Source organism: Chitinophaga ginsengisegetis (assembly GCF_900168065.1).
GTDB classification, from domain to species: Bacteria; Bacteroidota; Bacteroidia; order Chitinophagales; family Chitinophagaceae; genus Chitinophaga; species Chitinophaga ginsengisegetis.
In genome coordinates this window covers 54,928-80,277 of sequence record NZ_FUZZ01000005.1, presented here as the reverse complement: position 1 = coordinate 80,277, position 25,350 = coordinate 54,928, and the positions used below count along the sequence as shown (strand labels likewise).

The following is a 25,350-nucleotide window of genomic DNA, read 5'->3' as shown; positions in this document are numbered from 1 at the left end:
TAGCGGTATAATGGGGAATTAGCGCCCCAATAAGTAGGATTATTCTGTTTTCAGGCTTTTCACGGGGTTCATGGCGGCGGCCCGGATGCTTTGAAAGCTGACTGTGAGTAAAGCAATAATAATAGTGATGAGTCCTGCGCCGGCAAAGATCCACCATTCCAGGTCTGTTTTATAGGCGAAGTGTTCCAGCCAATGATTCATAATATACCAGGCCAACGGGAAGGCGATGAGCATCCCTATAAATACAGGCTTCAGGAATCCTGCCGACAGCAATATAAAAATATTGGATTCAGAAGCGCCCAGCACCTTTCTCACGCCTATCTCTTTTGTACGTTGCGCGGCGGTGAACATGGCCAGTCCGAATAACCCGAGGCAGGAAATAAATACGGCGAGGGAAGCGAAGTAGTTACACAGCTGCCCTACCATCTGTTCACTTTTATACAGCTTCGTATATTCTTCATCAGAGAACTGGTAAGTAAAGGGGAATTCAGGGTTTAAGTTTTTGCAGATCGCTGCCAGTCCGGCCAGCACCGGCGTTGTTTTGCCTTCGGCGGCTCTTACCAGTACAGTACCCCATTTGGGCTTTTCATCCAGGCGGATCACCAGCGGTTCTATAGCGTCGTGCATGGAGTTGAAATGGAAATCTTTGAGTACGCCCACGATAGTGCCGGAAACATTTCCGAGTGTGAATGGTTGTCCTACCGGATGCTGGTAACCGATCCTTTTCACAGCGCTTTCATTCAGGATATAGCTGCCGGAATCATTTCCAAATTCCCGGGAAAAATCGCGGCCTTCCAGTAAGGTGAGGTGCATGGTTTTTATAAAATCGTAGCCTACTGCTGCATCGGCAAAAGAGGGAACATCGTCCGGATCTTTTCCCGACCAGCTGATATCTCCTTTATGATGTTGTATCACCGTAGGTGTTTCCTTCATTTTAGAAATGGCCAGCACGCCGGGCAGGTTGGCGGCAGTTTCTTTGAATACATCGTATTTCGAGATCAGGCTACCTTCAATAGGAATGTAGATAAGGTTTTGCCGGTCGTAGCCCAGGTTTTTCGTTTGCACATAATCCATTTGGCGGTAAATCACAAACATGCCTATCATTAACAAAATGGACAGCGTAAATTGAAACACTACCAATCCTTTGCGGAAATTGGTTGCGCCGGAGCCAAATTTCAGACTTCCTTTGAGCACCCGTACCGGGTTCAGAGACGACAGGAACAATGCCGGATAACTGCCGGCCACAAAGCCGGTGAGTATCGTGAGGCCAAGTAAAGTACCCCAGAATACAGGTTGGGAGATGGGCAATGATAATTGCTTTCCACTGATGTGGTTAAAGGCAGGCAACAGTACCACCACCAACAACAGGGCAATTACCAGTGACAAAAATGCCAGCAGCATGGCTTCCCCGATGAATTGAATGATGAGGGAAGAACGCAGGGCGCCTACTACTTTTCTCACCCCCACTTCCTTTGCTCTTTTTACAGAGCGGGCGGTAGCGAGGTTCATAAAATTGATACAGGCAATAAGCATGATAAATATTGCCAGCAGGGTAAAGAGACGCACGTATTCAATACGTCCGCCATCGGGGATGCCATTACTGAATACTGCATGCAGGTATTTTTCGCTGTAAGGCTGCAAGCCTAATTCTGTATAGGAATTGTTGTTGCGTGGCTGGTAATTATAAACAAAGTCCTTTATTTTGGCGGCTACTTTACCTGCGTCGGCGTTATCACGGAGACGGATATACGTAAGCGGGCTAAAGCTGCCCCAGGTTTTTGTCCAGGCGTTGTTCTTTGTAAAGTCTTCCCAGTTGCGGAGGAAATCAAACTGTTGTGATGAATTGGCCGGCACATCGTATACCGAAGTAACAGACAGGCTTACCGTGTCTTCATAACGCAGTGTTTTTCCCAACGCCTGTTCCGGGCCGCCGAAAAACAATTCCGCGAGGTGCCTGGAAATAGCAATGGTACCGGGTTTATCGATGGCAGACGCTTTTGTGCCTGCTAATACAGGATAACTGAACATCTGCAAAAAATCGGCACCGGCATACGCGCCGGTGATCTTCATTACTTTATCCCCCACCCGTAACGCAACAGGCGGGAAAGCCTGAAAGCCACTGGCATAAGCTACTTCGGGCACTTCTTTTTTCAGCTCTGCTGCCAGTGGCCCCTGTGTGAGATACCCGGCATCTACTTTACCTCCGGACGACTGGCGCACATATACCTGGTACAGTTTATCACTGTTGGCATGAAAGCCATCCATGCTTTTTTCATCCTGCACCCACAGGATCATGAGGAGGCTGCAGGCCAGTCCGAGCGCCAGCCCCAGGATATTGATAAAAGAAAATGCTTTATTGCGGACCAGGTTGCGCCATGCAATCCTGAAGTAGTTTCTTATCATGATAGATGATATCTGTTACAGCACCTGTTGAAAAAACATGCCACACCGAAAATGGTTTACGTTCCAGTAATTTAAAAAGTTATTTTTAAAATAATGTGTTCGTTTTTGATACAGTGGCTGACCGCTTATATTATACGAGAGAAGTTAGCAAACCTGCTTAACCTCCACCCCCAACAACTCCGCCAGCTTTTTTATCCGCGACGCTATATGCCCTTTGCCTACTGCGCAATGATGCGCCGGCCCCTCTGCATTCCAGGCTTCCACAAAATTCCTGGCGCCGATGGGAAACCGGTAACGGCTGTTGGTGTTACCGATTTCAAGAATAGGACCGGCTTCAGACACGCCCTCCGCCAGGAGGAACTGCAATTTTCCATCTGCTGTTTCCACTACAGATAACAGGGTTACCGGACCATGTGCCACAGACATTTCTACTGATAATCCTTTTCCTACTTTTCCATGATATACCTGTAATGGCTTTAACTTTATTTTACCGGCGGCTATTACAGGATGACAAGGCCCATCGTGGCCCATGAGTACAATATCATCCTGGTAGTCCATTGCATAGTATTCCGTAAAGGAGCCACCTGCGCCAAAGCTATCCATGATCTTCATGGCCTGTGCGTTTTTTACTTCGTACTCCCCGGCTACAGGGATGCCCTGTGCTGTTAAGAGCGAGGTGCCCATGATCACGGAACTCATGGTATCTTCATTTATTGCATTGCCGCTTCCTTTATGATAATATGCCAGGGAGCCCAGTTGATGCTTTTCTACCAGCTTATCCAGTGCTACAGCGGTTTTGGCGGCGCGGTGCAATTCTTCCGGCGAGCAATCGGATTGGATGTCAAATACCTGCTGTGCTTCCTGGAGTTTGGCGGTAATTTCTGTTTCGCTGACCGTATTGCGGAGTCCTGATAATTCATCTACCTCGATGATTTCCATATGCCCGCCGAATACGGCGGCGTGTAAAGTAAGATTGGAATAGATATCCAGCATGCCGCCATAATAGTTACCCATTAAGCCAAGCCTGTTGTGATATAAGGTGTGCGCTACTTTGGCGGCGGCGATCCATTCTTCCACTTCTTCCCAAACAATGGGATCGTTCTGCAGCATACCTGTTACCTGGTAAAAAGGGATGTGTGAACGTTTGAATACGCTGGCTATTTCCGGTACGGGACAGGCGGCACAGAAGGCCAGCCATTCGCCAGTCATGGTGGTGCGGTTGGGGAGCTTATTAAATGTAGCGTAGTCAATGGCTGCGGCCGGAGAAAGGTTTAATACGATCACCGGTACCTTTGCCCGTTTCACTACCGGTAGAACCGTGGAAGATAATGCATAGGTGGTTACGTATAAAAAGATCAGGTCTACGTCTTCTTTCCTGAAACGGCTGCCTGCTTCGAACGCTTTTTCCGGCGTGTCTATTAATCCGAGATTAACGATATCGGCGCCATAGTGCTGCAACTGCTGATGCACGATATCAATATAGCCGGACAACCGTTGTTGCAGTCCTTCGAATTGTTCCCAATAAGCAGCGAGCCCTATGCCAAACAGGCCAATTTTCAATGTATTCATGGTGTGATTTTTTGAATGGTAACCGGCCCCAGTAATCCGGATGGTAGCAGTGGGGAATCTTTTGTATAAAATTTCCAGGTGGAGAAAGTATACCTTCCGCTGGTGCGGGGTAAGCCTTTCAGCAGCCATTCGGGCCATTGCCCGTTTTTTATGCCATCGTCAGGAAGTTGTTCGTCGCCTATTAAGCGGTTAGGCCACAGGTTGGCAACGGTTATTTCCAGGAGATTATTTTTTTCTTTTACGGCGCTGCTGATATCAATCTGCCAGGGCGCACACCACAGTACGCCCAGTTCTTTTCCGTTTAGTGTAACCTTTGCCAGGTTATTGACGGCGCCAAGTTGTAACAGGAGCGATGCTTTTTTTCCGGCTGCGGGCAGATCAAATGTTTTACGGTACACCGCCATGCCGGAGTAGTACTTAATGCCGCTTTCGGGCCGTTGTGTCCAGTCCTGCAGTGGGTTGAATGTTACGCTTTCCGGGCCGCCCCATTTTGGATCAAAGGCTACCTGCCAGTCGCCCTGCAGTGTTTTTATGATTATTTTTTTCCGGAAGTTTTTGGAAGATGAGGGCTTTGCGATCGTTTCTTTTGTGAAAACAATAAAGCAACTTTCTCCTGCCTCCAGCTGTAACGGAACAGTGGTGCGTGTTCCGGAAGCGGTAAATTCCGGGAGTGCCCGGATCCTGCCTGTCATCGGATCCCATAGCTGCGGCGCACCATTACGGCTACGGAAAATAGCCTTGCTGCTAACCGGTGCGTTGCTCCGGTTGGAGATAAAATATAAGTCGGCGTTGCGGGTAGTGCGGTGTGTGTAACGGATATTTTCACCTGCTTCCAGATCCGGCGGCACGCCCATTGCCGCGAGGATAGCAGCCGTGCTATCATAGTGTGGGTACAATTGCCCCTCCGGTGCAGTGCTGTAAATTACTTTTCCTTTGCCGGAAGCAGGCTGTTTCCAGAGCGTTACGGCGATTGCCTGCACCGTGGCATCGCAGGCGGGATAACCGGATAAGCCGGGGGAATGCTGCGGCGGTATGCCGGTAACCACGGCGCCGGCCAGTACGAGCGACCGGATCTTTTCCAGTAGTTGCGGCGTCATGGTGGTGACAGCAGGCAATACCAATATGCGGTAGCTGGCACCACCGGGAAATACAACGCGACCGTTTTGTACGGTGGCCTGGTATAATTGTCCGGGTGCGCAGCCATCAAAGTTATATCCTTTACGATCGGGCAATACGGCATCACCAGACAATGCCGATGGTGGCGGCTGGAATACATGCGGCGATCCTTCCGGTGTTAAATAGAGTATATCCGCTACCGTGGTTCCCTGTTGCAGCAGGTACTGGCACCGCGATAAATAACGGTGATATGCCCCTGCCATCGGCCACCATGTTTGGTTGCGGTCCCAGTGTACTCCATAAGGCCCCATCGTCATGCCGGGGCGCAACGAATCAGCCAGCACCTGGCTTTGGAAAGTATGAAACACAAACCGGTTAATCCCCGCCGCAAAGGCCCAGTCGCCCTGGTTTTTCATAACACCGGGATATTGTTTCCAGCCCTCATCATTTTGCGCCGTGAACGCTTCGGATGGCACCAGTGACTGCCCGTTCACATGCGCAACCGACACCGCCTCTATACAGCTGAAGGCTGCGTTGAAGCCGAGATCTTTGCTCCAGAACTCGCACATCGGGATATCTGCGATAGCGCCCAGCTCAAGATCGGCGGTGGGGTTCATATCATAGGGTTCTATCGACAAACCTAATCCGCGCCCGTGCGCATATTTTTTCACATGCCCGGCGTGATTTTCCAATACCAGTTCCTGCGCAGTTTGCCGGAGGTCCCATAAAAAGCGTTCGCTGATTTCCCTGTTCTCCACAATGCTCCCGGTGTACACGGGATAAAACGGCAGCGGATCATAGCCTCTTCTTTTCCTGAATTCCTCCCGGAAATGCGGCGTCCAGTTTTGAGCGCCCATCTCCCAGCTATCCATGTGCAGGCGTTTCAATCCGCCTGGCAATGCGGAATTTTGCTTTCCTAATTTACGCAGCAACGTACCGATGTAATGATCCAGGTGTGCATTAATAGCGGTAGTATCAAACTTATCGGCTTCAAATCCCAATCCGGGGAATGGCGCCGGGCGGGTGATGGCGCCATTGTTCCGTACGCCGAAACGCAGGATGGTCCAGTTGCCGGGAGGTACGGTCCATCGCAGGGTTCCATCCGGTTGCAGCGCGGCAGTAAGATCAATGATACGATCCTTTGCAATCCCGGCTAATGTATCATACACGCCGGGAGACGGCAGGTATGGCTTCACGCCGGACACAGAGGTAAATGGCGCGCGATAGTACAATGCTTTCTCACCGATATCTGTAATGTGCTGCGCATGGGCGGGTGTAGGAAACGCCAGTACAGCCACATCTTTATAAAAATCGTTCCATTGCTTTTTCAGACCGGGGGTAAAAACATCTTCCCCGAAATAAGGTGTTTTGGGAGATGGCACCGGCAACCTGACTATCTTTTTTTCGTTACCGGAAACATGGGTAGCGGAGGCTACCAGGTGCTGCATAGACTGGGCGGGCGTTACCCAGGGACCGCCACTCCCCGACCAGCCGGGTCCTATGCCCAGGGTAACTTCAATCCCCAACCGCTCGCTTTCCCGCACTGCATGTACAAAAAGATCCTGCCAGGCCTCACTGAGAAAATCAACTTTACCGCGGGGAATGCCTACATTCACTTCAAGGAAAGTAACATTGCTGATGCCCGCTTTTTTCATGGACTCCAGGTCGGCCGTAATACCTTCCTTTGATAAATTACCATCCATAAAATACCAATATGCGCCAGGACGCGCGCTGGCAGGCGGTTCTGAAAAGCCCTGCTTCCATTCAGACAGCTGACACGATAACGGCTGTACGAAAATTACCTGCCATAATAGGAACAAAAGAAGGTAACGGTAAGGCATATATCTCCCGGAAAAAAATAACAGAAAATAACGTGGACGAAGAGCTATCATCAGTGGATTATTTTAGCCGGAATAAAACTAGTCGCAGCGGGATGAATTATTTGATATTTCAGTTGTACTTTCTGACATAATCCCGGCAGGTGGCGGAAATTCTTATTACTTTCCCATTCCTTTCCGGCTTTTTATATTTTTATGTAAAAGAAGGAAGCGTTATGATGAACTATTATAAATACCTGCCTGTAAGCAGGGAAGATGAGAACTGGGGACTGTGGGTGCTGAATACCGGCTGTACGCAGGTAGCAGCAACAGACATCTATCCGGGAAAAAATCATCCTGCGCATCATCATTTCAACTGGAAAAAGGGAAGGGTATTGAACGAGTACCAGGTTATTTATATCACCAGCGGGAAAGGTATTTTTGAATCAGACAGCTGCCGGCAGCAGGAAATAAAAGCCGGTACCATCATCCTGCTATTTCCCGGAGAAAGACACCGGTACCGGCCGCTCGCCGAAACCGGCTGGGATGAGTACTGGGTAGGTATGAAAGGACCTGTACTCGATAACCTGCTGAAAGAGAATTTTTTTACACGGGAAAAGCCCTGTTTATATATCGGTTTCCAGGAAGGCACGCTGCAGTTGTTTCATCTCATTATAGAAAAAACAAAACAGGAGAACCCTGGCTACCAGCCGCTCATTGCCGGCGCAGCCCTTCACCTGATGGGAAACATCCACTACCTCGTGAAGCAACAGGTAAACGGGAATAAAGAAAGAGAGCAGCTGATGAATAAAGCACGACTGCTGTTTCGCGCCAACATCTCTCAGCATTATTCACCGGAGCAGGCGGCAGAAGAGCTACAGGTAGGCTATTCGTGGTTCAGGAAAGAATTTAAAAAATATACGGGCTTATCTCCGTTCCAGTATTACATACAACTTAAAATAGAAAAAGCGAGGGAATTATTAAATGACCCCGCTGTATCTGTAAAAGAAATTGCCTATGATCTCCGGTTTGATTCTTCGTTTTACTTCTCCAGGATCTTTAAAGAGAAGACCGGCCTTACGCCCACGGAATACCGGAAAAGAGCGCAAGGCGATATTTAATATCGTTTGCTGCATATTACTGCTGGCAGCTAACGCGCATGCGCAAACGAATTCATCGCTTATTAACTTTAACCCGCAGCAACAGCAAACTATCCGCTTCAGCACTGCAGGCGCCGCCATTGATGCGCACGATGGTGAAATTGCTTACTTCAACGGCACGTACTACCTCTATGGAACCAGCTATGGCTGCGGCTTTGAATGGGGTAAAAAAGATGCGCCCTTTTGCGGATTCAAAGTGTATACTTCCACAGATCTGCAGCAGTGGACCGACAAAGGATTTCTATTTGACGCCCGCACACCCGTATGGCAAACACGCTGCAATGGCAGTACCTACGGTTGTTTCCGGCCACATGTGATCTACAATAAAAAAACAAAACAGTATGTGTTGTGGATCAATGTATACGATAATCGTATAGGCTTCCGCGTATTTACCAGCCAGCATCCTACCGGTCCGTTTACAGAAGTGGCGGAGCCAACGCTGGCAGTGAACAACAACGGCGCTGTTGCAGGATTGAACAACGGTGATCATGATACCTTTGTAGATAAAGATGGTACTGCTTACATTGCGTATACCGACTGGCAGACAAAAGGTACCATTGTAATAGAAAAGCTCCGCGCAGATTATCTTACCGGCAGCGGCGAACATGTGAAAGCCGTTACCAAAGGGAATACGGAAGCGCCGGCGCTTCTCCGGCGCAATGGTATTTACTACCTCCTGTACTCCGATCCTAATTGCGGCTATTGTGCCGGCACCGGCACTTCTTACCGTCGTGCGGCCTCACCGTTAGGCCCATGGTCTGATGGCGTGAAGATCAGCGACCAATCGTGCGGAGGTCAGCCTTCCTTTGTGTCTCTTATTAAACTCAACGGCGACAGCGTATTCCTTTATGGCAGCGACCTGTGGAACAAAGCAGCCAAAAATGAAGCGCTGGCCAATTACTACTGGGCGCCGCTTTCCTTTGCAGCAGATGGCGCTATTGAACCTATCATCTGTAAAGACAGTATAGCACTGCCACTACGCGCAGCGCTGCCTCCTGTTCTGAAAGTAAAACCCGACAACAGCAGCGGGCAGGAAGGCTTCCGGTTCCAGTGCGATATTCACGGATGCATACAGCGCTCGCAAACCTTTACCCCTACCCGTTCCGGCGTGCTTACGGCTGTAAGCATCACTGCTTTTAAAAGCGGCTACCCCGATGACGATCTTCATATCAGCATTTATCCAGCCGATGATAAAGGCTTACCGGCAGCAGGAAAGGCATTGTATGAAACGGCAGTTTCACGCGATAGCCTCAGCTGGTCGCCGCAACCGGTTACTATAAAGCCGCATATAACGGTAGCGGCCAAACGCAGTTATGTGTTCGTGATCAGATCATCCACGGGCAGCGGATGTTATGGCATCACCTATAAAGATGAAACGCCCGGTGGTGGTGCGGGCTACAGCGCTGATTGCGGTCAGGTGTTTACTATTGAAAAGGGCCGGGTGCTGAAGTTTAGTACGTATGTGGGGAAGTAGGTTAGTCGATCCTTGCCCTTACATCTTTCAGTTTCATCACCATTTTCTGAGCCGACTCCCCGATCCATGCCTGGTAATCGGCTATGGCGCGGATCCGCTCCTCTTCAGTACTAAAGCCACTTTCCACTACCTGTGGGCCTCTGAGTTCCGCTACTTTGGACCAGATGCCCACTTTCTCAGCAAAGTTACTTTCACCGCGGGTATATATTTCATCGGCATTCAATACAGCGATATCATGAAAGCCCAGTTCTTCAAAATGGGCAGTGAGATGATCCGCTATTTCATTGTCCATGCCTGCATCGGCGCGCCAGTCGAGGAATGCTTTATAAAACCGCTGCATGCTTTCCGGTGGCGCGGGAGTCCATTCCAGCCGGGTATGGTTGTAGTCTAAAATAGAAATGTATCCGCCGGGTTTCAGCAGGGATTTAAATTTCAGCAGCGCTTCACGCGGATTGCTTAACCATTGCAGTACACGTGCTGAAACGATGAGATCAAATTTTTCCGCGGGGTTGTAGGCGAACAGGTCGGCTTCCAGCAATGTTAAGTTAGACAGATCGGCGTGATCGGTGTTGCCTTTGGCGATTAAGTGCGCGCTGCTGTCGATGCCCACCACGGTTCCGGTTTGGCCCACTGCACCGGCTATTCCGGCAGAAATGGCGCCGGTGCCGCAGCCTACATCGAGCACACGCATGCCTTCCCTGAGCAATGGTATCAGCGTAGCATAGCTGTTCTGCAAACTCCGGCTGTCTAAAACGCTGCTGTCTTTTGGCATCACGGCTCTTTCATTCGCGGTATTACTCATGGGGATCTGTTGTTTGATCAGGAAAAGGTGAGTTTAAATATAACATTTTGTAAACAGAAATTAGTGATACTTTACGACGTAGCTAATTTACAGCTATTGCCGATACCTGCTTTTATAAAAGGGCTGCAGTGGATACTGCCATCCGGATAATGAGGTGTTCTTTCAAACCATTTAGCAGATTGTTTGTAGTGTATGAAGAAAAATGCCTGCATGAAAACACGCTGCTTCCTCTTGCTTTTTGCCAGCACGGCACTGCTGTTCGCCTGTAAAACCACGCGGGTGATCAACAGTACCGATCTGACCATTACCGGCAACTACTGCGCTCCGGCCGCCGCCTTCACCAACAACCAGGATACCATTCCCTTAAAAAATACCGATTCACTGATAAAGGCCAACCCTGATTTACCGGTACATGAAGTATTGATGGCCAATGCTACCGGTACCCTGTTCCTGATCCGGCGGATGAAGGAAATAAGCGGAGACACCACTTTGGAAGGGATGATGAGAAGATCTGAACTCCGGTCGAAGATCCAGCACCGCCTGCTGCTGGCCACCATGGAGATTGCCGGTATTGCCGCGGAGCTGGACTGTGAAGGCGAAAAGGCCGACCAGCTGGCCAAATATCTTGATAATTTTAACAGCAAAAGGAATACCCGCTTAACGGTGGCATCTATCATTACCGGTGCATTGACTACTATTGCGACGGTTGCTATCAAGGAAGATGGTCCGCAGAATGCCGTTGCCATCGGTGGGGGCCTGCTTTCCGCGGGGTTGGGTGCATTAACGATCAATGCCGCCGGGAAGAAGATCAGGTTCGCGCATTTCCGGAATGTATTATCGGACATCTGGTACCTGCCGGATACTTCTGCCATTTATCCTCCTTTTACCTGGTACGTGCTGAATGAAAAACATTTCAGTAACAGCGGGCAGATATCGCTGGCGGCTAATGTCAAAAAAAGATGGGAGCGGTTTGATCTTGAAGGGAGTGTCAGCACCTCCGATAAACAGCTGTTTTTTGGTGATGGTGGTGTGTATAAAGCCGACGACCTTCATACCCGTGCAGCGATGGTAAATGAGCTTCAATCTACCATCCGGTCCGTGAACCAGGATCTGCAACGGCTCCTGCATTATCTCGTCAGCATCGAATAACGGATAATTTTTCCCGATTGCGTAAATAATATTCCCTTTTCGCTACCGGTCCGGCCCTCTCCCGGCATAGCTTTGCCCGCATTGCAGATGATGCTCCACTAATAAATCAAGATATAATGAAAAAATTCCTGTTTTCTGTTATTTTATGCTGTAGCCTTCAGCCGCTTTTTGCCCATGCCATCTGGATTGAAACCGTTACTACCGGGAAGATCGGGCAGCCACAGGAAGTGAGAGTTTTTCTGGGAGAATATGCAGATAATGAGCGCGATTCTATTCAGAACTGGTTCAGTAATATGAAAGATTTCACCCTGTACCTGGTGAAACCCGACGGACAAAAAGAAAAACTGACCTGCACCGCCAACGGCAATTATTTCACGGCGACTTTTACGCCTACTGTTACCGGCACGCACGTGTTATCCATTGATCACACCGTGCAGGAAGTATATAGCGGCAGTAAGATCCATTATTATGCAATGGGCCTGGTGAAAGTCAACAACTCTTTAACCGGCGCAGATAACGTAAAAGACTATACGGATTTCTCCCTGCTAACGAATCTCAAAAAAACAAACAAGCTGCATCAACCAGCTACGGTGCAGTTAAGCTATAAGAAGGCAGTTCCTGCCGCCGGTGAAGTAACCGTACAATCGCCGGAGGGATGGACTAAGAAGTTCAAAGCCAGCCAGGCCGGTGACGTTACTTTTTCACCCGCATGGGCAGGCCGTTACATGCTGGAAGGTACTTTTACCGAAGAAGCCAGCGGACAACATGAAGGTAAAGATTTTAAACGCGTATGGCATTGTGTTACGTACTGCATGGATGTAGATAAGTAAACGCAAATTGACTGAAAGGGCTGGCAATTTTGCCCGCCCTTTTTCGTTTTATTTTGAGATATAGTAATAATTTATTTCCTCTTAATAAGCCCAACTGCGCCAGCTTTCATGTATCAATGACCCGGTTCGACTACGGCGATTCTGTGCGGCGAAGTACTAACGTTTATCCGTTATGATCTCCGCATAAATCTCTTCAAAACCCTTTCCTTTGTGCGACTGCCAGATACCGGCGAATTTTGTTTCCACCCCTTTCAACAGCTGAACGCATAATTTACGGTCGTCGTCTGTCATGTCGTGGAACATCACCTCCGCGAGCTGGCTGATCCGCCGTCTGCACAGGACCAATACTTTTTCTCCTTTGGGCGTTACTTTTAACCGTTTGGAGCGCTTGTCTTCTTTATCGTCATATTCAGCGAGGTAGCCAAGCTTTTTCAGGCGGTTTAGTTTATCTGTGCCGGTAGATAGTTCCTGCAGCGCCGCGTAGATCGCTTCTGTTTTCCGGGGCTCCTTTAACTGGGCCACGGTATTGAGCAATGAATATTCATCGATGGTGTTGATACCGGTACCGTCCAGTGCCGCTACCGTGTAAATGGTATGTAACTTAAAGATCCTTCCGATTACCCGCATCAATACACCTTCACTTTGTACCGGCAGAAACTTCCCTTCCGGCGGAACGGGCTTCCGTGTTTGCTTGTGTGCGAGGTAGTGCCTGCAAAATTCTTCAATGCTGCTTTCCGGATGCTGATCATCAAACGCCCCCCATTCAGTAATCAGTTCTACGGCTTTATTCATGCTATATATTTTATTTTCGAAGCAATAATAGAAAAAATACTCCGGATTTTTTGTTTTTACTACATTTTCGCTATACATTTACTATTATTATTTCGATTCTGTCATATAAAAATCATAGTCAGATGTCAACACAGATTATTTTCCAGGGCTTCGTTGTGCTCCATCTCATAGGATTTCTGCTCTTTGCCGGTACGTCGGTAGCGGATTTTGTAGGTTTCCGGCAATTCTGGAAGCAGTACGACCTGGATAAAAGCAAGGCTGCCACCGTGATGCAGGCCATATCCGTTTTCCCGGTATTAATGAGAGTGGGGATCGGGCTGATCATTCTTTCCGGCATAGGCATTATGTACATGACGCACGGCGTTTTTGGGGAACAGCTGTGGTTCCGGGTGAAATTTGGCCTGGTGATCGTTATTATCCTCAACACATTTCTTTTCGGGCAGCGGCAGAAAAAACAGTTAAAGAAGTCCTTTGAAACGTCTGCCGGCACGGCTCAAAAAATCAGGAGCAACATCAGCCTGTTCCACACTGTGCAGTTATTGTTCGTTTTTATCATCATCCTGTTGAGCGTTTACAAATTCAACTGATCAAATTGAACATCATGAAAAAAGATAAAATCATTTACTGGACGGCCACGCTCATTCTCACCGGCGTGATGTTATGGAGCGCTTTTAATTTTGCCTTCAACCCTGAAATGAAGGACGCCTTCGCCCACCTGGGGTTACCCAACTGGTTCCGGATAGAGCTGACCGTTGCCAAGTTACTGGGCTCACTGGCGCTCCTGTTGCCCTTTACGCCGCCGAAGCTGCGGGAGTTCGCCTATTTTGGGTTTGGCATTACATTGATTTCTGCGGCCATTGCGCATTTGTCGAGCGGCGACAGCGTACTGCTGGAAATAGGTCACACCTCCTTTTTTGTAAGCCTGGTAGTTTCTTATGTTTACTATCACAAACTGCATCCACCAGTGGTTGTTGCCTAAAAAAGTAAAGCCTTCAGACCGGGCGTGTCTGAAGGCTTTTTATTGTTATTGTTATATTATTTCACACCCAGGGCTGCGATTACTTTTTCGCCTGTTAACTGTGCGGAGGCAGGGTTCTGGCCGGTAATGAGATTGCCATCGGCTACGGCAAAGGGTTGCCAGTCGGCCCCTTTTACATAGTTTGCGCCACGCTCTTTTAACATATCTTCCAGGGAAAAAGGTACTTCAGCGGTAGTTTGCCCAGCGACTTCTTCACTATTGGTGAACGCCGATATTTTCTTCCCTTTTACCAATGGCGCACCCGTTTTATCTTTTACGTTTTTCAGCGCCGCAGGAGCATGGCATACCAGTGCTACCGGTTTTCCTGCTGCATAAAATGTTTCTATCAGCTGTGCGGATTTGGCGTTATCTGCCAGGTCCCACATGGGGCCATGTCCGCCGGGATAAAACACTGCGTCATAATCCGCCGCCTGCACGTCTTTCAGCAGCACCGTGTGGTTCAATCTTTCCTGTGCTGCCGGATCTTTAAGAAACCTTTTTACTGATTCGGTGCTATAATCGGGTGCGGTACTTTTTGGATCGATGGGCGCCTTTCCACCTGCGGGTGATGCAATGGTTACCTGGAACCCTTTATCGGTAAACAGGTAGTAGGGCGTGGCAAATTCTTCTATCCAGGTGCCTGTTTTATGACCCGTGCTTTTTACTTCACCGAAAGAACTCACTACGATAAGTATTTTTTTCATAGACTGATGATTAATTGTTTTTGTACGTTGGCTATATGCCTGAAAAGCCAGAAAGGGCAACAGTAACAGCAATAAGCCCGTTTTTTTAGTTTTCATTTACCTGATTTTTACACAAAGTTGGTACTTAAACGTATGCTGCGGAAGGAAACAGATCACCATTTAATTGTGATGCAGGTCACAGCTTTTATGTTAATTTGTATCTTATGAGTAATGTGCTAAGACAACATATCGAACAGATTTCCCCACTCACGGATACGGAATTCGATCATATACAATCGTATTTCACGGAAAAAAAACTGCGTAAGCACCAGTTCCTGGTGCAGGAAGGGAACCTGGTAGGACATGAATATTTTGTGGTAAGCGGGCTGTTAAAAGCGGCTTACTTTAATGAAGCAGGGAAAGAGCATATTATCCAGTTTGCGATGGAGAACTGGTGGATTACCGATTACCAGGCATACGTAAATCAAACAACTGCCAATCTCAATATCGATTGTATCGAAGCATCCACCCTGCTGTGTTTATCTTTCGAAAATAAAAGGAAGCTCTGTGAAGCCTCTCATAAAATGGAGCATTTCTTCCGGGTGAAAGCCACTTCCGGGTATGTGGCGTCACAGCAGCGGATCCTGTCGCTGCTTAATAATGATGCACAGTCGCGCTACGAACAATTACTGGCGCAATATCCTTCTCTTTTCCAACGGGTTCCCAAAACATTGATTGCCGCCTATCTTGGCGTATCGCGTGAAACGCTGAGCCGTTTCTCCGGGAAATAACTATTTCTTTTTATTCTCTCCGGAAATAATTTGATATATTTGTAAGGTAAACTTATAACTTTACCTTACTATATGGCTTCCGGAAATCCGAATCAACTTGCTGCACAACTCCGTCCCCTGCTTGCCAGGCTGGTGAGAAAGCTGCGAAAACTGTCGCCCGCCAACGAGCAGTTATCGCAGAGTGAACGCTCTGTGCTGGTGTTACTGGACCAACACGATTACCTGTTATCGGCCGAACTGGCGGTAATGGAGAAAATGACGCCGCAATCGATGGGACAATTACTCCAGCATCTTTTCCAGCAGGGTTTAATCAACAGAACCGCATCTCCCGACGATAAGCGGAAGATTCACATTTCCTTGTCGGCCGCCGGTAAAGAGCTGATGCAGCGGGTGCGGAAAGAGCGGAACGAGTGGCTGAGTAAGGCCATCAGCGAGGTTTGTACAAAAGAAGAACAGGCGATCTTGCAGGCAGCGATCGGACCTTTATCAAAATTGGTGGAGTACGAATAAAAGCGGGAACTAACATGAACATCAGCACTTTTAATGCTTTCAAGAGTCGTAATTACCGGTTATATTTCAGCGGACAATCCATATCACTGATAGGTACCTGGATGCAGAAAACTGCCGTCAGCTGGGTGATCTATTCCCAAACACATTCCAAGTTCATGCTCGGGCTCACTCTTTTTGCGAGCATGTTTCCTTCCTTTGTTTTTTCGTTCCTGGGCGGTGTGGCTTCGGACCGGTATAACCGGTACAAGCTGTTGCTGATGACCCAGTTTGCCTCTATGATCCAGGCGGTTTTATTAACCGTGCTGATCTACTTTAAACACTATGAGGTGTGGCAGATCATTGCGCTGAGCGCCTTCCTGGGGCTCATCAACGCTTTTGACGTACCCGCGCGGCAGTCGCTGGTATATGAAATGGTGGAAGACAAAGCAGACCTGCCCAATGCACTGGCGCTGAATTCTTCGATGGTGAATTTGTCGAGGTTAATTGGCCCTGGTATCGCCGGGCTGGCGCTCGAAAAATTCGGGGAAGACATCTGTTTTGGTATCAACGCCATCAGCTTTATTGCCGTAATAGGATCGTTACTGTATATGAAGCTCCCGGCTTATACCCCCAAAGTGCGTACTACCAATATGCTGGGCGAACTGAAAGAAGGATTTGCTTATATCCGGGCCACTCCGGCTATTTCGCTGATATTACTTACACTGGCATCCGTGAGCCTGCTGGTATTGCCTTACAGCACGCTGATGCCGGTATATGCCAAAGATATTTTCAAAGGCAATGCCTCCACCTTTGGGGTGATAGACAGCGCCATCGGGATGGGCGCATTTTGCGGGGCTATTTTCCTCGCTTCCCTGAAACCTGGAAAAAACCTCCGGAAGATACTGGCGCTTAACACGCTGGTATTCGGCGCCGGGCTCGTACTGTTTTCCCATTCCACCATTTACCCCATTGCATTGATATTCGCTACCATAGCAGGTTTTGGCATGATGTCGCAGATCACGATCAGCAATACCCTGATCCAGACAACGGTAGATCCGGCGATGCGGGGCAGGGTGATCAGCTTTTATGCGATGGCATTTTTCGGGATGCAGCCACTCGGCGGATTGCTGGTAGGCGCTGTTTCCCAATGGATAGGTACCCCCAATACCGTGCTGCTGCAGGGCGTGGTGACCATCATTATCGGCGGACTCCTTTTCCGGCAGCAACAATTACAACCCGCAGCCGGATTGCCGGCACATGCCTGGAAACCTTATCTTTAAGGTAATATGTTAACCAATCAGATGAAAACAATACTGTTAACCTGCTGCGGGCTTCTCCTGTTAACCGCGCTCCGTGCCCAAAACCTGGAAGGCGTATGGAAAGGCTATGCCGCCGCCGAATCGCAGGGATGGTACTATGGCACCGGCAGTTACATCATGGATATACAACAAACCACCGCCGGGAAATACACCGGCACCGCCTGGTTTTATGAAACGCCACAACTTTATGGTGAACTAACGGTGACCGGCCAACGAAACGACAGCGCCGATAACTGGCGCTTTGAAGAAATAAAATTCAATGCCCTCACCATACCCAAAAATCACAGCGCCCGGCTGGCGGTTATGAACCTGAAGTTGTTTGATATTGATGGAGAAATAGTATTACAGGGAAACATGATCAGCTATTCAAAATACACCGGGAAAGTGCATACCAAAAGAGTGCTGCGGTTATCGAAACTCAGCGGGGCGGAAATTGCTGCGCTGGAAATTCCCGGCAGCCGCAAAACGATCCCGGTAGCAGGCGCAGCTCCATCCACACCGGATACAGTGAAACCCGTCCCGGAACAACGTAAAAACCGCGTACAGGGAAGTTATGATATCAGCAGTCCGGCTATAGATATCAGCCTGTATGATTACGGCACCATTGATCATGATACCGTAAGCGTATTTTTTAACGGGGTAAAAGTAGCCGACCGGCAGGAGCTTACCGGGAGCCCGCTGCGTATTCATCTTACAGCAGATGCCTCGCGGGAATACCAGGAGCTGGTATTACATGCCAACAACCTCGGCGATATTCCGCCCAATACATCTAAAATGATTATTCTTACCAGCGACAAGCGGTATGAGCTAAAGGTGACTTCTTCAGAAACAGAAAATGCGATGATCCGTTTCCGTTATGTGAAGTGAGGGGGTAGGTTGACGATTAATGTGTTTGTGGCGAATCCGGTAAAACGCCTCAGCGCTTTATGACACCAGATCTCATAAAACAACCGGCAGCCGGTTTAAAATAAACAGACTGCCGGTTGTTTTATAAGATAATATAAATCTGCTACAGGTTTATCCATGGACCATAGCCAGCAGCCTTCGTCCAGGTTCTCTGCATCAGGTTATCACTTGGTCCTTTTGCAAAAATATCCACTGAAAGGGAGTCCGCTGAAGCTGTTGCCGGTGCTGAATATATATTGGCGCCGATACTTTCCCATGTTTTCCAGGCAGATGTAACAGACCAGTTGGTTGTTATCAGGTTATGATTTACGCCCAGTGCAAAAATATCTACAGTAAGAAAACCTCTTGCTACAGCAGAGGGGGCAGAAGTAATATAGCCACCAACACTGTTCCACACCGTTCTATCAGATTCTCTTGTCCAAACCCCCTGTACCAGTTGGTTATCTTCGCCACGTGCGTACATCTCTATAGAAGTTGGGTAACGGGATGTTGCAGAAGCAGCAGAGATAACCGTTACATTGAAATTCTGCCAGTATAGCCAACCAGCACCCTCTCCGTAATAAATAGTCTGCAAAACATTATTGGCTCCTTTTGCAAAAATATTAAGTAAACCGGGGGCTCTCGATTCTGCGGCGGGTGCGGAAGTTAAATTACCTCCCAGGTTTTTCCAGTCGCTCCAGCCACCGGTGGTAGTCCAGGTTTTATAGAGCAGATTGTTAGCTGTTCCTCTTACAAATACATCTATACTGTTTTCATCTTTAGAAGCCGCGCCGGGATCAGATGTAAGTGTACCGCCCAGATCTTTCCATGCCGACCAGCCCGTGCCAGGTATGTAAGTCTTTTCCAGTAAAGTGTTGGTTTTGCTTCTTAAAAACAGATGAAGTTCTTTTGTACCTCTTCTATAAGCAGCTGCAGGTACAGCAAAATCGCCCGGCGTATTCCCATAGAAGTAATTCAAGGCCACTACATCATTTGGATTAAACGGATGATCTCCGCTGTCCATACAACCCAGCATCCAGCTGTAGGCGGCTCCGGTTGTAGGCGTTCCGTTAATATTGATCAGTTCTACCTGGTTATTTCCGGCTCTGTCTACCTGGTTATATGTACAACTATAAGGGTTGTTAGCATAAGTGGTATGTCTTAAACCGATAGCGTGACCAATCTGATGGGTGATCAGTGTTGCCAGGCGGTTTTCGTCCGGGCTGTTACCCAGCGCGGCTACATTCAGCAAAACAGGGCTGGAAGGATTTCTCGGAACGGCCGGATAAGCAGGGGTGCGCGCCAATGTGGTGTTACCGAGATTATTATCACGGATTTCAATATCTGCATTGGCACTGCTGGTAACCTTCTTAAAGGTAACACGAAGGTTCAATGCATTATACCTGGCGATGGCAATTTCTGTAGCAGTAACATAAGCTGCCGGTAAACCGGATACTGATATATTGATTTCGCGTGGTAATGCATTCAGTGTATAGGAAAATTTATATTGATCAGATTCCCCTATAGAGAGTGTGGTATAGCCTTGCCTGGTTTCGAGGTCATTTTCTGTTAAAAAAATATCCCCTTCTACAACATAGCCACCATCTACTTTTGTAACGTTCAGGGTATCAAATCCAAGTGCGTTGATTCTGGAAATAGTAGCAGCAGGTATTTTGTGGTCATCCGGATGATCTTTTTTACAGGATGATAAAACTACAATGCCTGTCGTCAGGCAGACGAGAATTTTAGTTAACAGCTTCATAGATACTTTTTTGGATAAATCGGATTAAAAGGATTTTAGTTACTTTAGATTAGTCGATTAAGACGCGAAAGTAATAATTATACTTATTCCATCGGTATTTTTTCACCTCATGAGATGTTCAGAAATGGACATTCCCCTTCTGAAAACGTACAGGTCATCCAAAAAATGAAAATATAAACAGCTGGCAATCAGCTCGTAAAATACTGGCATCTGACTGGAGGGATCTTTTCTAAATCATTATCATTGCCATGCTGCAAAATTATTTTAAAGTTGCCTGGAGGAATTTAATCCGCAATAAGTGGTTTTCTTTTATAAATATTTCGGGCCTAAGCATAGGCATGGCTGGTGTAATCCTGATCCTGATATGGATACAACATGAAATCAGCTTTGATAAGTTCCACCCGCATAAGGACCGGCTGTATGAAGCCTATGGGCTTTCCACCATGAACGGTAGTTTATTTGCCATCAGCAGCACCTCGCAGCCTTTGGGGGCTGCGTTAAAACAGGAATTCCCGGATGTGGAAAACACCACCCGCTTCAACAGTGTGAACAGCTTTCTGATTACGGCGGAAAATAAACAACTCACCGGTGTTGAAGGAGGGTTTGCAGATCCTGCTTACCTGGAGATGTTTGATTTTCCATTGGCGGAAGGTGCACCCGGCGGGCAGCTAAAAGATGTTCATTCCATTGTGGTCACTGAAAAGCTGGCGAAGAAATTATTTGGTAACGGGGAGGCATTGAATAAAACACTCCGGTTAAATACTGAAGATGTGGTAACCATAACCGGCGTGCTGAAAGACCTCCCTTCCAATACACGCTTTAATTTTGAATATCTTCTCCCCTGGTCGTTATTAAAACAGAAAGGATGGAATAATGATAGCTGGCTCAGTAACAATACGTCTACTTTTGTGCTGTTGAAGCCGCATGTTTCCGTAACTGCCTTTAACAATAAGTTCAGCGATTTCACCCGGCGGCATTCCGGAAAGATGGATGTATGGACACACTTTCTGCATCCACTGAGTCAATGGCACCTGTATTCATCTTTTGAAAATGGAAAAGCAACCGGCGGGAGAATTACCACTGTTCGTTTATTTGGTGTGATAGCGGGTTTTATCCTGTTAATAGCCTGTATCAATTTCATGAACCTGAGTACCGCCAGGAGCGAAAAACGCGCTAAAGAAGTTGGCATCCGCAAGGTAGCCGGTGCAGGCAAAGGATTACTGATCCGGCAGTTTATGACGGAATCCTTTGTAACGGTGGGTATTGCAGTTATAGGCGCAATGATCCTGGTATTTTTTACGATCGGGTCATTTAATCAGCTGGTGAATGCACAACTCACAGTCCCTTATCAGCAGACCTCATTCTGGATAGCGGCTATTGTCTTCATTCTCTTTACGAGCGCACTGGCAGGGAGTTACCCGGCTTTCTACCTGGCGTCTTTTAGTCCGGCAGGTATTTTTCAACGGAAATTCAAAAGAACAAGTGCGTGGTTATCACCGCGAAAAGTATTGGTAGTGATACAATTTACCTTTGCTATTGTGCTCATTATCTCCACCATTGCCGTACGCAACCAGATCCGCTATGCCCAGGACCGCCAGACCGGTTATTCACAGGACGACCTGATCCGGGTAGATTTTGCCGGTGATATTGAAAAGAATTATGCACTTATCAAACAGGATCTTATCAGTTCCGGTATAGCCGTAAGCGTTACCAAAACGATGGGCACCATTACCGAGCGGGGATCCAACATGTGGGGGCTGCACTGGCAGGGGAAAAATGCGGACAATGATCCTACCATTGCACTATTCAGTACAGACGCGGATCTTGTAAAAACAGCGGGACTACAGTTAGTGGCCGGAAGGGATATCAATATCCATCAGTATCCTTCAGACTCCTTCGCCGTACTGCTGAATGAAACAGCTGTAAAAACAATGGGTTTTGATGCACCTGTGGGACAAATCCTTACCCAGGCAGATCATAAAACGAGCTGGCATGTGGTAGGTGTGGTGAAAGATTATATTCTGAACTCTCCCTATGAAGAAATTCCACCGCTGATGATAGAAGGCCCCGGCAGCTGGTTTAACACCCTGCATATCAGATTCAGCAGGGAAAGGCCAATGGCAGACAACCTACGGCAAACGGCGGGCATCTTCAGAAAATATAATACTGATTATCCTTTTAATTACCGGTTTATAGATGATGAGTATGCCCGGAATTTTGATAATGAGCAACGTATCAAAGTACTGGCTGGCTTGTTTGCCGCACTGGCTATCAGTATTTCCTGTCTTGGTTTATTAGGCCTTTCTGCCTATATGGCGGAAAGCCGGACCAAAGAAATTGGGGTGCGGAAAATATTAGGCGCCTCCGTAATGAGCATTACGCAGTTATTGTCTGTTGACTTTATTAAACTGATCCTGGTAGCTATTTTTATTGCGACTCCCATTGCCTGGTATGCTATTCAGCGCTGGCTGGAGCATTATGTGTATCATGCACGGGTGAGCTGGCATATTTTTGCACTGGCAGGTGTGACGGCGATCTTTATTGCATTGGCTACGATCAGCTACCAATCTGTAAAGGCAGCGCTCACAAACCCGGTGAAGTGTTTGAAGAACGATTAATCTTTTTTACCATAAATAACAAGGCTTCCGTTCTTTCGAATGGAAGCCTTGTTATTTATGATCCTTATTTATTTAACCGGTATTTCCCGGAGAATATGCAGCAGGTAATCGTAGAACTTTCCTACGGAAGAGATCTGTACTTTTTCATCCGGGGAATGTGCGCCGCGGATGGTAGGGCCGAAGGAGATCATATCCGGATTGCCCAGGTGTGCGCCCAGGATGCCGCATTCGAGTCCGGCATGACAGGCGCCTACGTTAGGCGTATGCGTGAAATGATCTTTATACAGTTCCAGTAATAACCGTAGCACGGCGGAATCGGCATCGGGTTTCCACCCGGGGTAGTCGCCGCCCTGATTTATTTCGCAGCCAATAATTTCAAATGCGGCGCTTACCGCGGTAGCTACGTCATTTTTGGTACTTTCCACGCTGCTGCGTTGCAGGGACTGCGTAATGAACACACCGTCCTTAGCCTGTACCCTGGCCAGGTTGGAGGAAGCTTCTACCAGTCCTGCGATATCAGGGCTCATGCGGAATACGCCGTTTGGTACGGCATAAATGGCGCGCAGCAACTGCCTCAGATACGCGGGGTCCATTACCAGTGAGGGCACCGCGGTTTCTTTGCATTCCAGTACAAAGGACGGTTCTATGGCTTTATATTCGTCTTTTATAGTGGCTTCAAATTCACTGATAACGCGGGTGAACTTTTCCTTATCTGCTAACGGCACGGCAACAACGGCCTGTGATTCGCGGGGGATGGCATTCCGGAGGCTGCCGCCGTCTAAGCTGGCCAGCTGTACATTCACCTGCTCTGCGGCTTTATACAAAAGCCGGTTCATCACTTTATTGGCGTTGGCCCTGCCTTTATGGATTTCCATGCCGGAGTGGCCGCCCAGTAATCCTTTGATGCTGATGTGAAAGGCAACAGCATCCTTCACTACAGGAACTTCCTTATAAGTGCCTTTGGTGTTGGTATCGATGCCGCCGGCGCAACCGATGGTCAGTTCATCTTCCTCTTCTGTATCGAGGTTCAGGAGGATCTTCCCGGAAAAATTAGCCGGGTCCAGTTGTTTGGCGCCGGTCATGCCGGTTTCCTCATCGATGGTAAACATGGCCTCAATGGCGGGGTGCGGGATGTCCTTTGCGGCCAGTACCGACATGATCGCGGCCACACCGATACCATTGTCTGCGCCGAGGGTAGTGCCACGCGCTTTCACCCAGTCGTTGTCCACGTACATATCGATGCCCTGGGTATCAAAGTCAAATACGGTATCGCTGTTTTTCTGATGAACCATATCGAGGTGCGACTGGAGAATGACCGTTTGCCGGTTTTCCATGCCGGGTGTTGCCGGCTTTTTGATCACTACATTCCCGATGGCGTCTTTGGCTGTTTCCAGGCCGAGACGTTTTCCGAAATCCATCATAAAAGCGATTACCCGCTCTTCCTTTTTGGAAGCGCGGGGAACGGCATTCAGCTCAGCAAAATGCTGCCATAAGTGTTTTGGTGATAAGTCCTTTATTTCCATTGAAATAATATTAACCGTTGATTGAAGGTATTTGTAAAGGTAATTCATCCGGGGTATTAAACAGTTGATGCCCCCTACTTTTTGGTAGGTGCTTGTTTTACATTGTTGCTCCTGCTAACTTGGCGGCTTAATTACTATCTTTAGAATAATCAAGCAACCTGGTAATGACTTCAGAGAAAAAAATCCCCACACTGTACGAATGGGCTGGTGGTATGCCCGTATTTGAAAAACTGATGAATGCCTTTTACGACAAGGTATTGCAGGATGAATTATTAGCGCCGGTATTCCGGCATATGTCGCCCGCACATCAATTGCATGTGGCGCATTTTATTGCTGAAGTTTTTGGCGGACCAAAAATGTACAGTGAAGAAGAGGGTTCTCATTTCAGGATGATCCAAAAGCACCTGGGCAAACATCTTACAGAACAGCACCGGAAAAGATGGGTACAGCTGCTGATAGAAACAGCCGACACGCTGAATCTTCCGGATGATCCTGAGTTCAGGTCTGCTTTTGTGGCGTATATCGAATGGGGTACACGTATCGCTGTGATCAATTCGCAGGAAACGGAAGTGCCCCTGAAGCCGGATGAGCCGATGCCGAAGTGGGGATGGGGAGAACCGGGCGGGCCTTATATTCCTTAGGGCCGTCCCCTGCCCTTTTCCCAATCCTTCCTGATCCGTAGCAGGATGATGAGATAAGGGATATCTACTAATAACCAGAAAATATTCGTTGCCACTACCGCGTAGCCCATAATTCCGTGAGCTATGCTAATGTAAGAGGTGTAACACCACTCCAGCATAGAAATCGCCACCGTTACGAGGGCTAACAGTACAGCATACTTCTTCTCCAGCAAAATTAAAAGGTTGGGCAAGAATCTTATCAGCGGAAACAATATGGCAGTGGCAATAGAAAATATTACGGTAAGATTAAATTCATTCAACTTAAATATATCCGGATACCGGATATACTGGAAACAGTTGCTTAACAGCGAAAAAATGGAAGAAACCATAAAAAACCAGGCATATATTCTCAGCGCAAGCGGCATTATATCGCGGCGGCGTACTGCTGATTTGTCTGAAAAATCCTTGTCAAAAATGGAAGAAGTGTCGTTGGTCATAGGGGTGATTTAAGGGACAATATATAAATTCCT

21 protein-coding genes are annotated in these 25,350 nt (G+C 47.9%); 12 read left to right on the top strand and 9 right to left on the bottom strand.

What is annotated here, in order from left to right:
* Positions 1-39: 39 nt before the first annotated feature.
* The 3 genes from B5Z18_RS26385 to B5Z18_RS26375 all read right to left on the bottom strand — a co-directional run bounded on the left by B5Z18_RS26385 (position 40) and on the right by B5Z18_RS26375 (position 6,929).
* On the bottom strand, positions 40-2,403 hold the full coding sequence (locus tag B5Z18_RS26385; protein WP_079472555.1) for an ABC transporter permease: 2,364 nt from the start codon (positions 2,401-2,403) through the stop codon (positions 40-42).
* Positions 2,404-2,547: 144 nt separating this feature from the next.
* Positions 2,548-3,972, bottom strand: a complete 1,425-nt coding sequence (locus B5Z18_RS26380; protein WP_079472554.1) for an arabinose isomerase — start codon at positions 3,970-3,972, stop codon at positions 2,548-2,550.
* The gene (locus B5Z18_RS26375) at positions 3,969-6,929 is read right to left on the bottom strand and encodes a glycosyl hydrolase (protein ID WP_079473101.1); all 2,961 of its coding nucleotides are present in this window, start codon (positions 6,927-6,929) and stop codon (positions 3,969-3,971) included. Before B5Z18_RS26375 ends, B5Z18_RS26380 begins: the two co-directional genes overlap by 4 nt.
* Before the next feature lie 212 nt (positions 6,930-7,141).
* Here B5Z18_RS26375 and B5Z18_RS26370 point away from each other — a divergent pair, with 212 nt between their 5' ends.
* A complete protein-coding gene (locus B5Z18_RS26370) occupies positions 7,142-8,026 on the top strand; it encodes an AraC family transcriptional regulator (RefSeq protein ID WP_079473100.1) in 885 nt (294 codons plus the stop codon).
* Complete coding sequence (locus tag B5Z18_RS26365; RefSeq protein WP_079472553.1) at positions 7,923-9,539, top strand: family 43 glycosylhydrolase; 1,617 nt, start codon at positions 7,923-7,925, stop codon at positions 9,537-9,539. Before B5Z18_RS26370 ends, B5Z18_RS26365 begins: the two co-directional genes overlap by 104 nt.
* Position 9,540: 1 nt before the next feature.
* On the opposite strand, the gene B5Z18_RS26360 is transcribed toward B5Z18_RS26365, so the two are convergent.
* Complete coding sequence (locus tag B5Z18_RS26360) at positions 9,541-10,341, bottom strand: class I SAM-dependent methyltransferase (RefSeq protein ID WP_079472552.1); 801 nt, start codon at positions 10,339-10,341, stop codon at positions 9,541-9,543.
* A 210-nt stretch (positions 10,342-10,551) separates the two neighbouring features.
* On the opposite strand from B5Z18_RS26360, the gene B5Z18_RS26355 reads away from it, so the two are divergent.
* Entirely contained in the window at positions 10,552-11,490 is a 939-nt protein-coding gene (locus B5Z18_RS26355) for a hypothetical protein (RefSeq protein WP_079472551.1), read from the top strand.
* 116 nt (positions 11,491-11,606) lie between these two features.
* A complete protein-coding gene (locus B5Z18_RS26350) occupies positions 11,607-12,320 on the top strand; it encodes a hypothetical protein (RefSeq protein ID WP_079472550.1) in 714 nt (237 codons plus the stop codon).
* Positions 12,321-12,476: 156 nt separating this feature from the next.
* Here the strand turns inward: B5Z18_RS26350 and B5Z18_RS26345 are convergent, their stop codons facing one another.
* Positions 12,477-13,112, bottom strand: coding sequence for a MarR family winged helix-turn-helix transcriptional regulator (locus B5Z18_RS26345; RefSeq protein ID WP_159454440.1), 636 nt, complete (start codon positions 13,110-13,112; stop codon positions 12,477-12,479).
* Positions 13,113-13,234: 122 nt separating this feature from the next.
* Here B5Z18_RS26345 and B5Z18_RS26340 point away from each other — a divergent pair, with 122 nt between their 5' ends.
* Both B5Z18_RS26340 and B5Z18_RS26335 read left to right on the top strand, forming a co-directional pair.
* The gene (locus B5Z18_RS26340) at positions 13,235-13,699 is read left to right on the top strand and encodes a DUF2214 family protein (protein ID WP_079472548.1); all 465 of its coding nucleotides are present in this window, start codon (positions 13,235-13,237) and stop codon (positions 13,697-13,699) included.
* Positions 13,700-13,713: 14 nt separating this feature from the next.
* A complete protein-coding gene (locus B5Z18_RS26335) occupies positions 13,714-14,091 on the top strand; it encodes a DoxX family protein (protein ID WP_079472547.1) in 378 nt (125 codons plus the stop codon).
* 56 nt (positions 14,092-14,147) lie between these two features.
* Here the strand turns inward: B5Z18_RS26335 and B5Z18_RS26330 are convergent, their stop codons facing one another.
* Positions 14,148-14,834: a type 1 glutamine amidotransferase domain-containing protein gene (locus B5Z18_RS26330; RefSeq protein WP_111579377.1), complete on the bottom strand. Its 687-nt coding sequence runs from the start codon at positions 14,832-14,834 to the stop codon at positions 14,148-14,150.
* A gap of 203 nt (positions 14,835-15,037) precedes the next feature.
* Here B5Z18_RS26330 and B5Z18_RS26325 point away from each other — a divergent pair, with 203 nt between their 5' ends.
* The 4 genes from B5Z18_RS26325 (at position 15,038) to B5Z18_RS26310 (ending at position 18,279) form a co-directional block, all read left to right on the top strand.
* Positions 15,038-15,604 (top strand): Crp/Fnr family transcriptional regulator, encoded by a 567-nt coding sequence (locus B5Z18_RS26325; RefSeq protein ID WP_079472545.1) that lies wholly within the window; start codon positions 15,038-15,040, stop codon positions 15,602-15,604.
* 72 nt (positions 15,605-15,676) lie between these two features.
* A complete protein-coding gene (locus B5Z18_RS26320; RefSeq protein ID WP_079472544.1) occupies positions 15,677-16,114 on the top strand; it encodes a MarR family winged helix-turn-helix transcriptional regulator in 438 nt (145 codons plus the stop codon).
* Positions 16,115-16,128: 14 nt separating this feature from the next.
* Positions 16,129-17,373, top strand: a complete 1,245-nt coding sequence (locus B5Z18_RS26315; RefSeq protein WP_079472543.1) for an MFS transporter — start codon at positions 16,129-16,131, stop codon at positions 17,371-17,373.
* 21 nt (positions 17,374-17,394) lie between these two features.
* Entirely contained in the window at positions 17,395-18,279 is an 885-nt protein-coding gene (locus tag B5Z18_RS26310; protein ID WP_143313714.1) for a hypothetical protein, read from the top strand.
* 142 nt (positions 18,280-18,421) lie between these two features.
* Here the strand turns inward: B5Z18_RS26310 and B5Z18_RS26305 are convergent, their stop codons facing one another.
* Positions 18,422-20,059 carry a M57 family metalloprotease gene (locus tag B5Z18_RS26305; protein WP_079472541.1) on the bottom strand — a complete coding sequence of 546 codons (1,638 nt, stop codon included), beginning with the start codon at positions 20,057-20,059 and terminating at the stop codon, positions 18,422-18,424.
* A 248-nt stretch (positions 20,060-20,307) separates the two neighbouring features.
* Between B5Z18_RS26305 and B5Z18_RS26300 the strand changes: the two genes are divergently transcribed.
* A complete protein-coding gene (locus tag B5Z18_RS26300; protein ID WP_079472540.1) occupies positions 20,308-22,677 on the top strand; it encodes an ABC transporter permease in 2,370 nt (789 codons plus the stop codon).
* Positions 22,678-22,745: 68 nt separating this feature from the next.
* Here B5Z18_RS26300 and B5Z18_RS26295 read toward each other — a convergent pair whose 3' ends face one another.
* Entirely contained in the window at positions 22,746-24,200 is a 1,455-nt protein-coding gene (locus B5Z18_RS26295) for an aminoacyl-histidine dipeptidase (protein ID WP_200817363.1), read from the bottom strand.
* A 164-nt stretch (positions 24,201-24,364) separates the two neighbouring features.
* Here B5Z18_RS26295 and B5Z18_RS26290 point away from each other — a divergent pair, with 164 nt between their 5' ends.
* Positions 24,365-24,841, top strand: coding sequence for a group II truncated hemoglobin (locus B5Z18_RS26290; RefSeq protein ID WP_079472539.1), 477 nt, complete (start codon positions 24,365-24,367; stop codon positions 24,839-24,841).
* On the opposite strand, the gene B5Z18_RS26285 is transcribed toward B5Z18_RS26290, so the two are convergent.
* The gene (locus tag B5Z18_RS26285) at positions 24,838-25,317 is read right to left on the bottom strand and encodes a hypothetical protein (protein WP_079472538.1); all 480 of its coding nucleotides are present in this window, start codon (positions 25,315-25,317) and stop codon (positions 24,838-24,840) included. The genes B5Z18_RS26290 and B5Z18_RS26285 overlap by 4 nt on opposite strands.
* Positions 25,318-25,350: the final 33 nt, after the last annotated feature.

Excerpts from the sequence above, each read along its gene's own strand:
- B5Z18_RS26365 (WP_079472553.1), top strand. The coding sequence starts at position 7,923 with ATGATCTCCGGTTTGATTCTTCGTTTTACTTCTCCAGGATCTTTAAAG.
- B5Z18_RS26295 (WP_200817363.1), bottom strand. The coding sequence starts at position 24,200 with ATGGAAATAAAGGACTTATCACCAAAACACTTATGGCAGCATTTTGCT.
- B5Z18_RS26300 (WP_079472540.1), top strand. The coding sequence starts at position 20,308 with ATGCTGCAAAATTATTTTAAAGTTGCCTGGAGGAATTTAATCCGCAAT.
- B5Z18_RS26320 (WP_079472544.1), top strand. The coding sequence starts at position 15,677 with ATGGCTTCCGGAAATCCGAATCAACTTGCTGCACAACTCCGTCCCCTG.
- B5Z18_RS26325 (WP_079472545.1), top strand. The coding sequence starts at position 15,038 with ATGAGTAATGTGCTAAGACAACATATCGAACAGATTTCCCCACTCACG.
- B5Z18_RS26290 (WP_079472539.1), top strand. The coding sequence starts at position 24,365 with ATGACTTCAGAGAAAAAAATCCCCACACTGTACGAATGGGCTGGTGGT.
- B5Z18_RS26370 (WP_079473100.1), top strand. The coding sequence starts at position 7,142 with ATGATGAACTATTATAAATACCTGCCTGTAAGCAGGGAAGATGAGAAC.
- B5Z18_RS26305 (WP_079472541.1), bottom strand. The coding sequence starts at position 20,059 with ATGAAGCTGTTAACTAAAATTCTCGTCTGCCTGACGACAGGCATTGTA.
- B5Z18_RS26330 (WP_111579377.1), bottom strand. The coding sequence starts at position 14,834 with ATGAAAAAAATACTTATCGTAGTGAGTTCTTTCGGTGAAGTAAAAAGC.
- B5Z18_RS26355 (WP_079472551.1), top strand. The coding sequence starts at position 10,552 with ATGAAAACACGCTGCTTCCTCTTGCTTTTTGCCAGCACGGCACTGCTG.
- B5Z18_RS26335 (WP_079472547.1), top strand. The coding sequence starts at position 13,714 with ATGAAAAAAGATAAAATCATTTACTGGACGGCCACGCTCATTCTCACC.
- B5Z18_RS26385 (WP_079472555.1), bottom strand. The coding sequence starts at position 2,403 with ATGATAAGAAACTACTTCAGGATTGCATGGCGCAACCTGGTCCGCAAT.
- B5Z18_RS26375 (WP_079473101.1), bottom strand. The coding sequence starts at position 6,929 with ATGCCTTACCGTTACCTTCTTTTGTTCCTATTATGGCAGGTAATTTTC.
- B5Z18_RS26340 (WP_079472548.1), top strand. The coding sequence starts at position 13,235 with ATGTCAACACAGATTATTTTCCAGGGCTTCGTTGTGCTCCATCTCATA.
- B5Z18_RS26350 (WP_079472550.1), top strand. The coding sequence starts at position 11,607 with ATGAAAAAATTCCTGTTTTCTGTTATTTTATGCTGTAGCCTTCAGCCG.
- B5Z18_RS26380 (WP_079472554.1), bottom strand. The coding sequence starts at position 3,972 with ATGAATACATTGAAAATTGGCCTGTTTGGCATAGGGCTCGCTGCTTAT.
- B5Z18_RS26310 (WP_143313714.1), top strand. The coding sequence starts at position 17,395 with ATGAAAACAATACTGTTAACCTGCTGCGGGCTTCTCCTGTTAACCGCG.
- B5Z18_RS26360 (WP_079472552.1), bottom strand. The coding sequence starts at position 10,341 with ATGAGTAATACCGCGAATGAAAGAGCCGTGATGCCAAAAGACAGCAGC.
- B5Z18_RS26345 (WP_159454440.1), bottom strand. The coding sequence starts at position 13,112 with ATGAATAAAGCCGTAGAACTGATTACTGAATGGGGGGCGTTTGATGAT.
- B5Z18_RS26315 (WP_079472543.1), top strand. The coding sequence starts at position 16,129 with ATGAACATCAGCACTTTTAATGCTTTCAAGAGTCGTAATTACCGGTTA.
- B5Z18_RS26285 (WP_079472538.1), bottom strand. The coding sequence starts at position 25,317 with ATGACCAACGACACTTCTTCCATTTTTGACAAGGATTTTTCAGACAAA.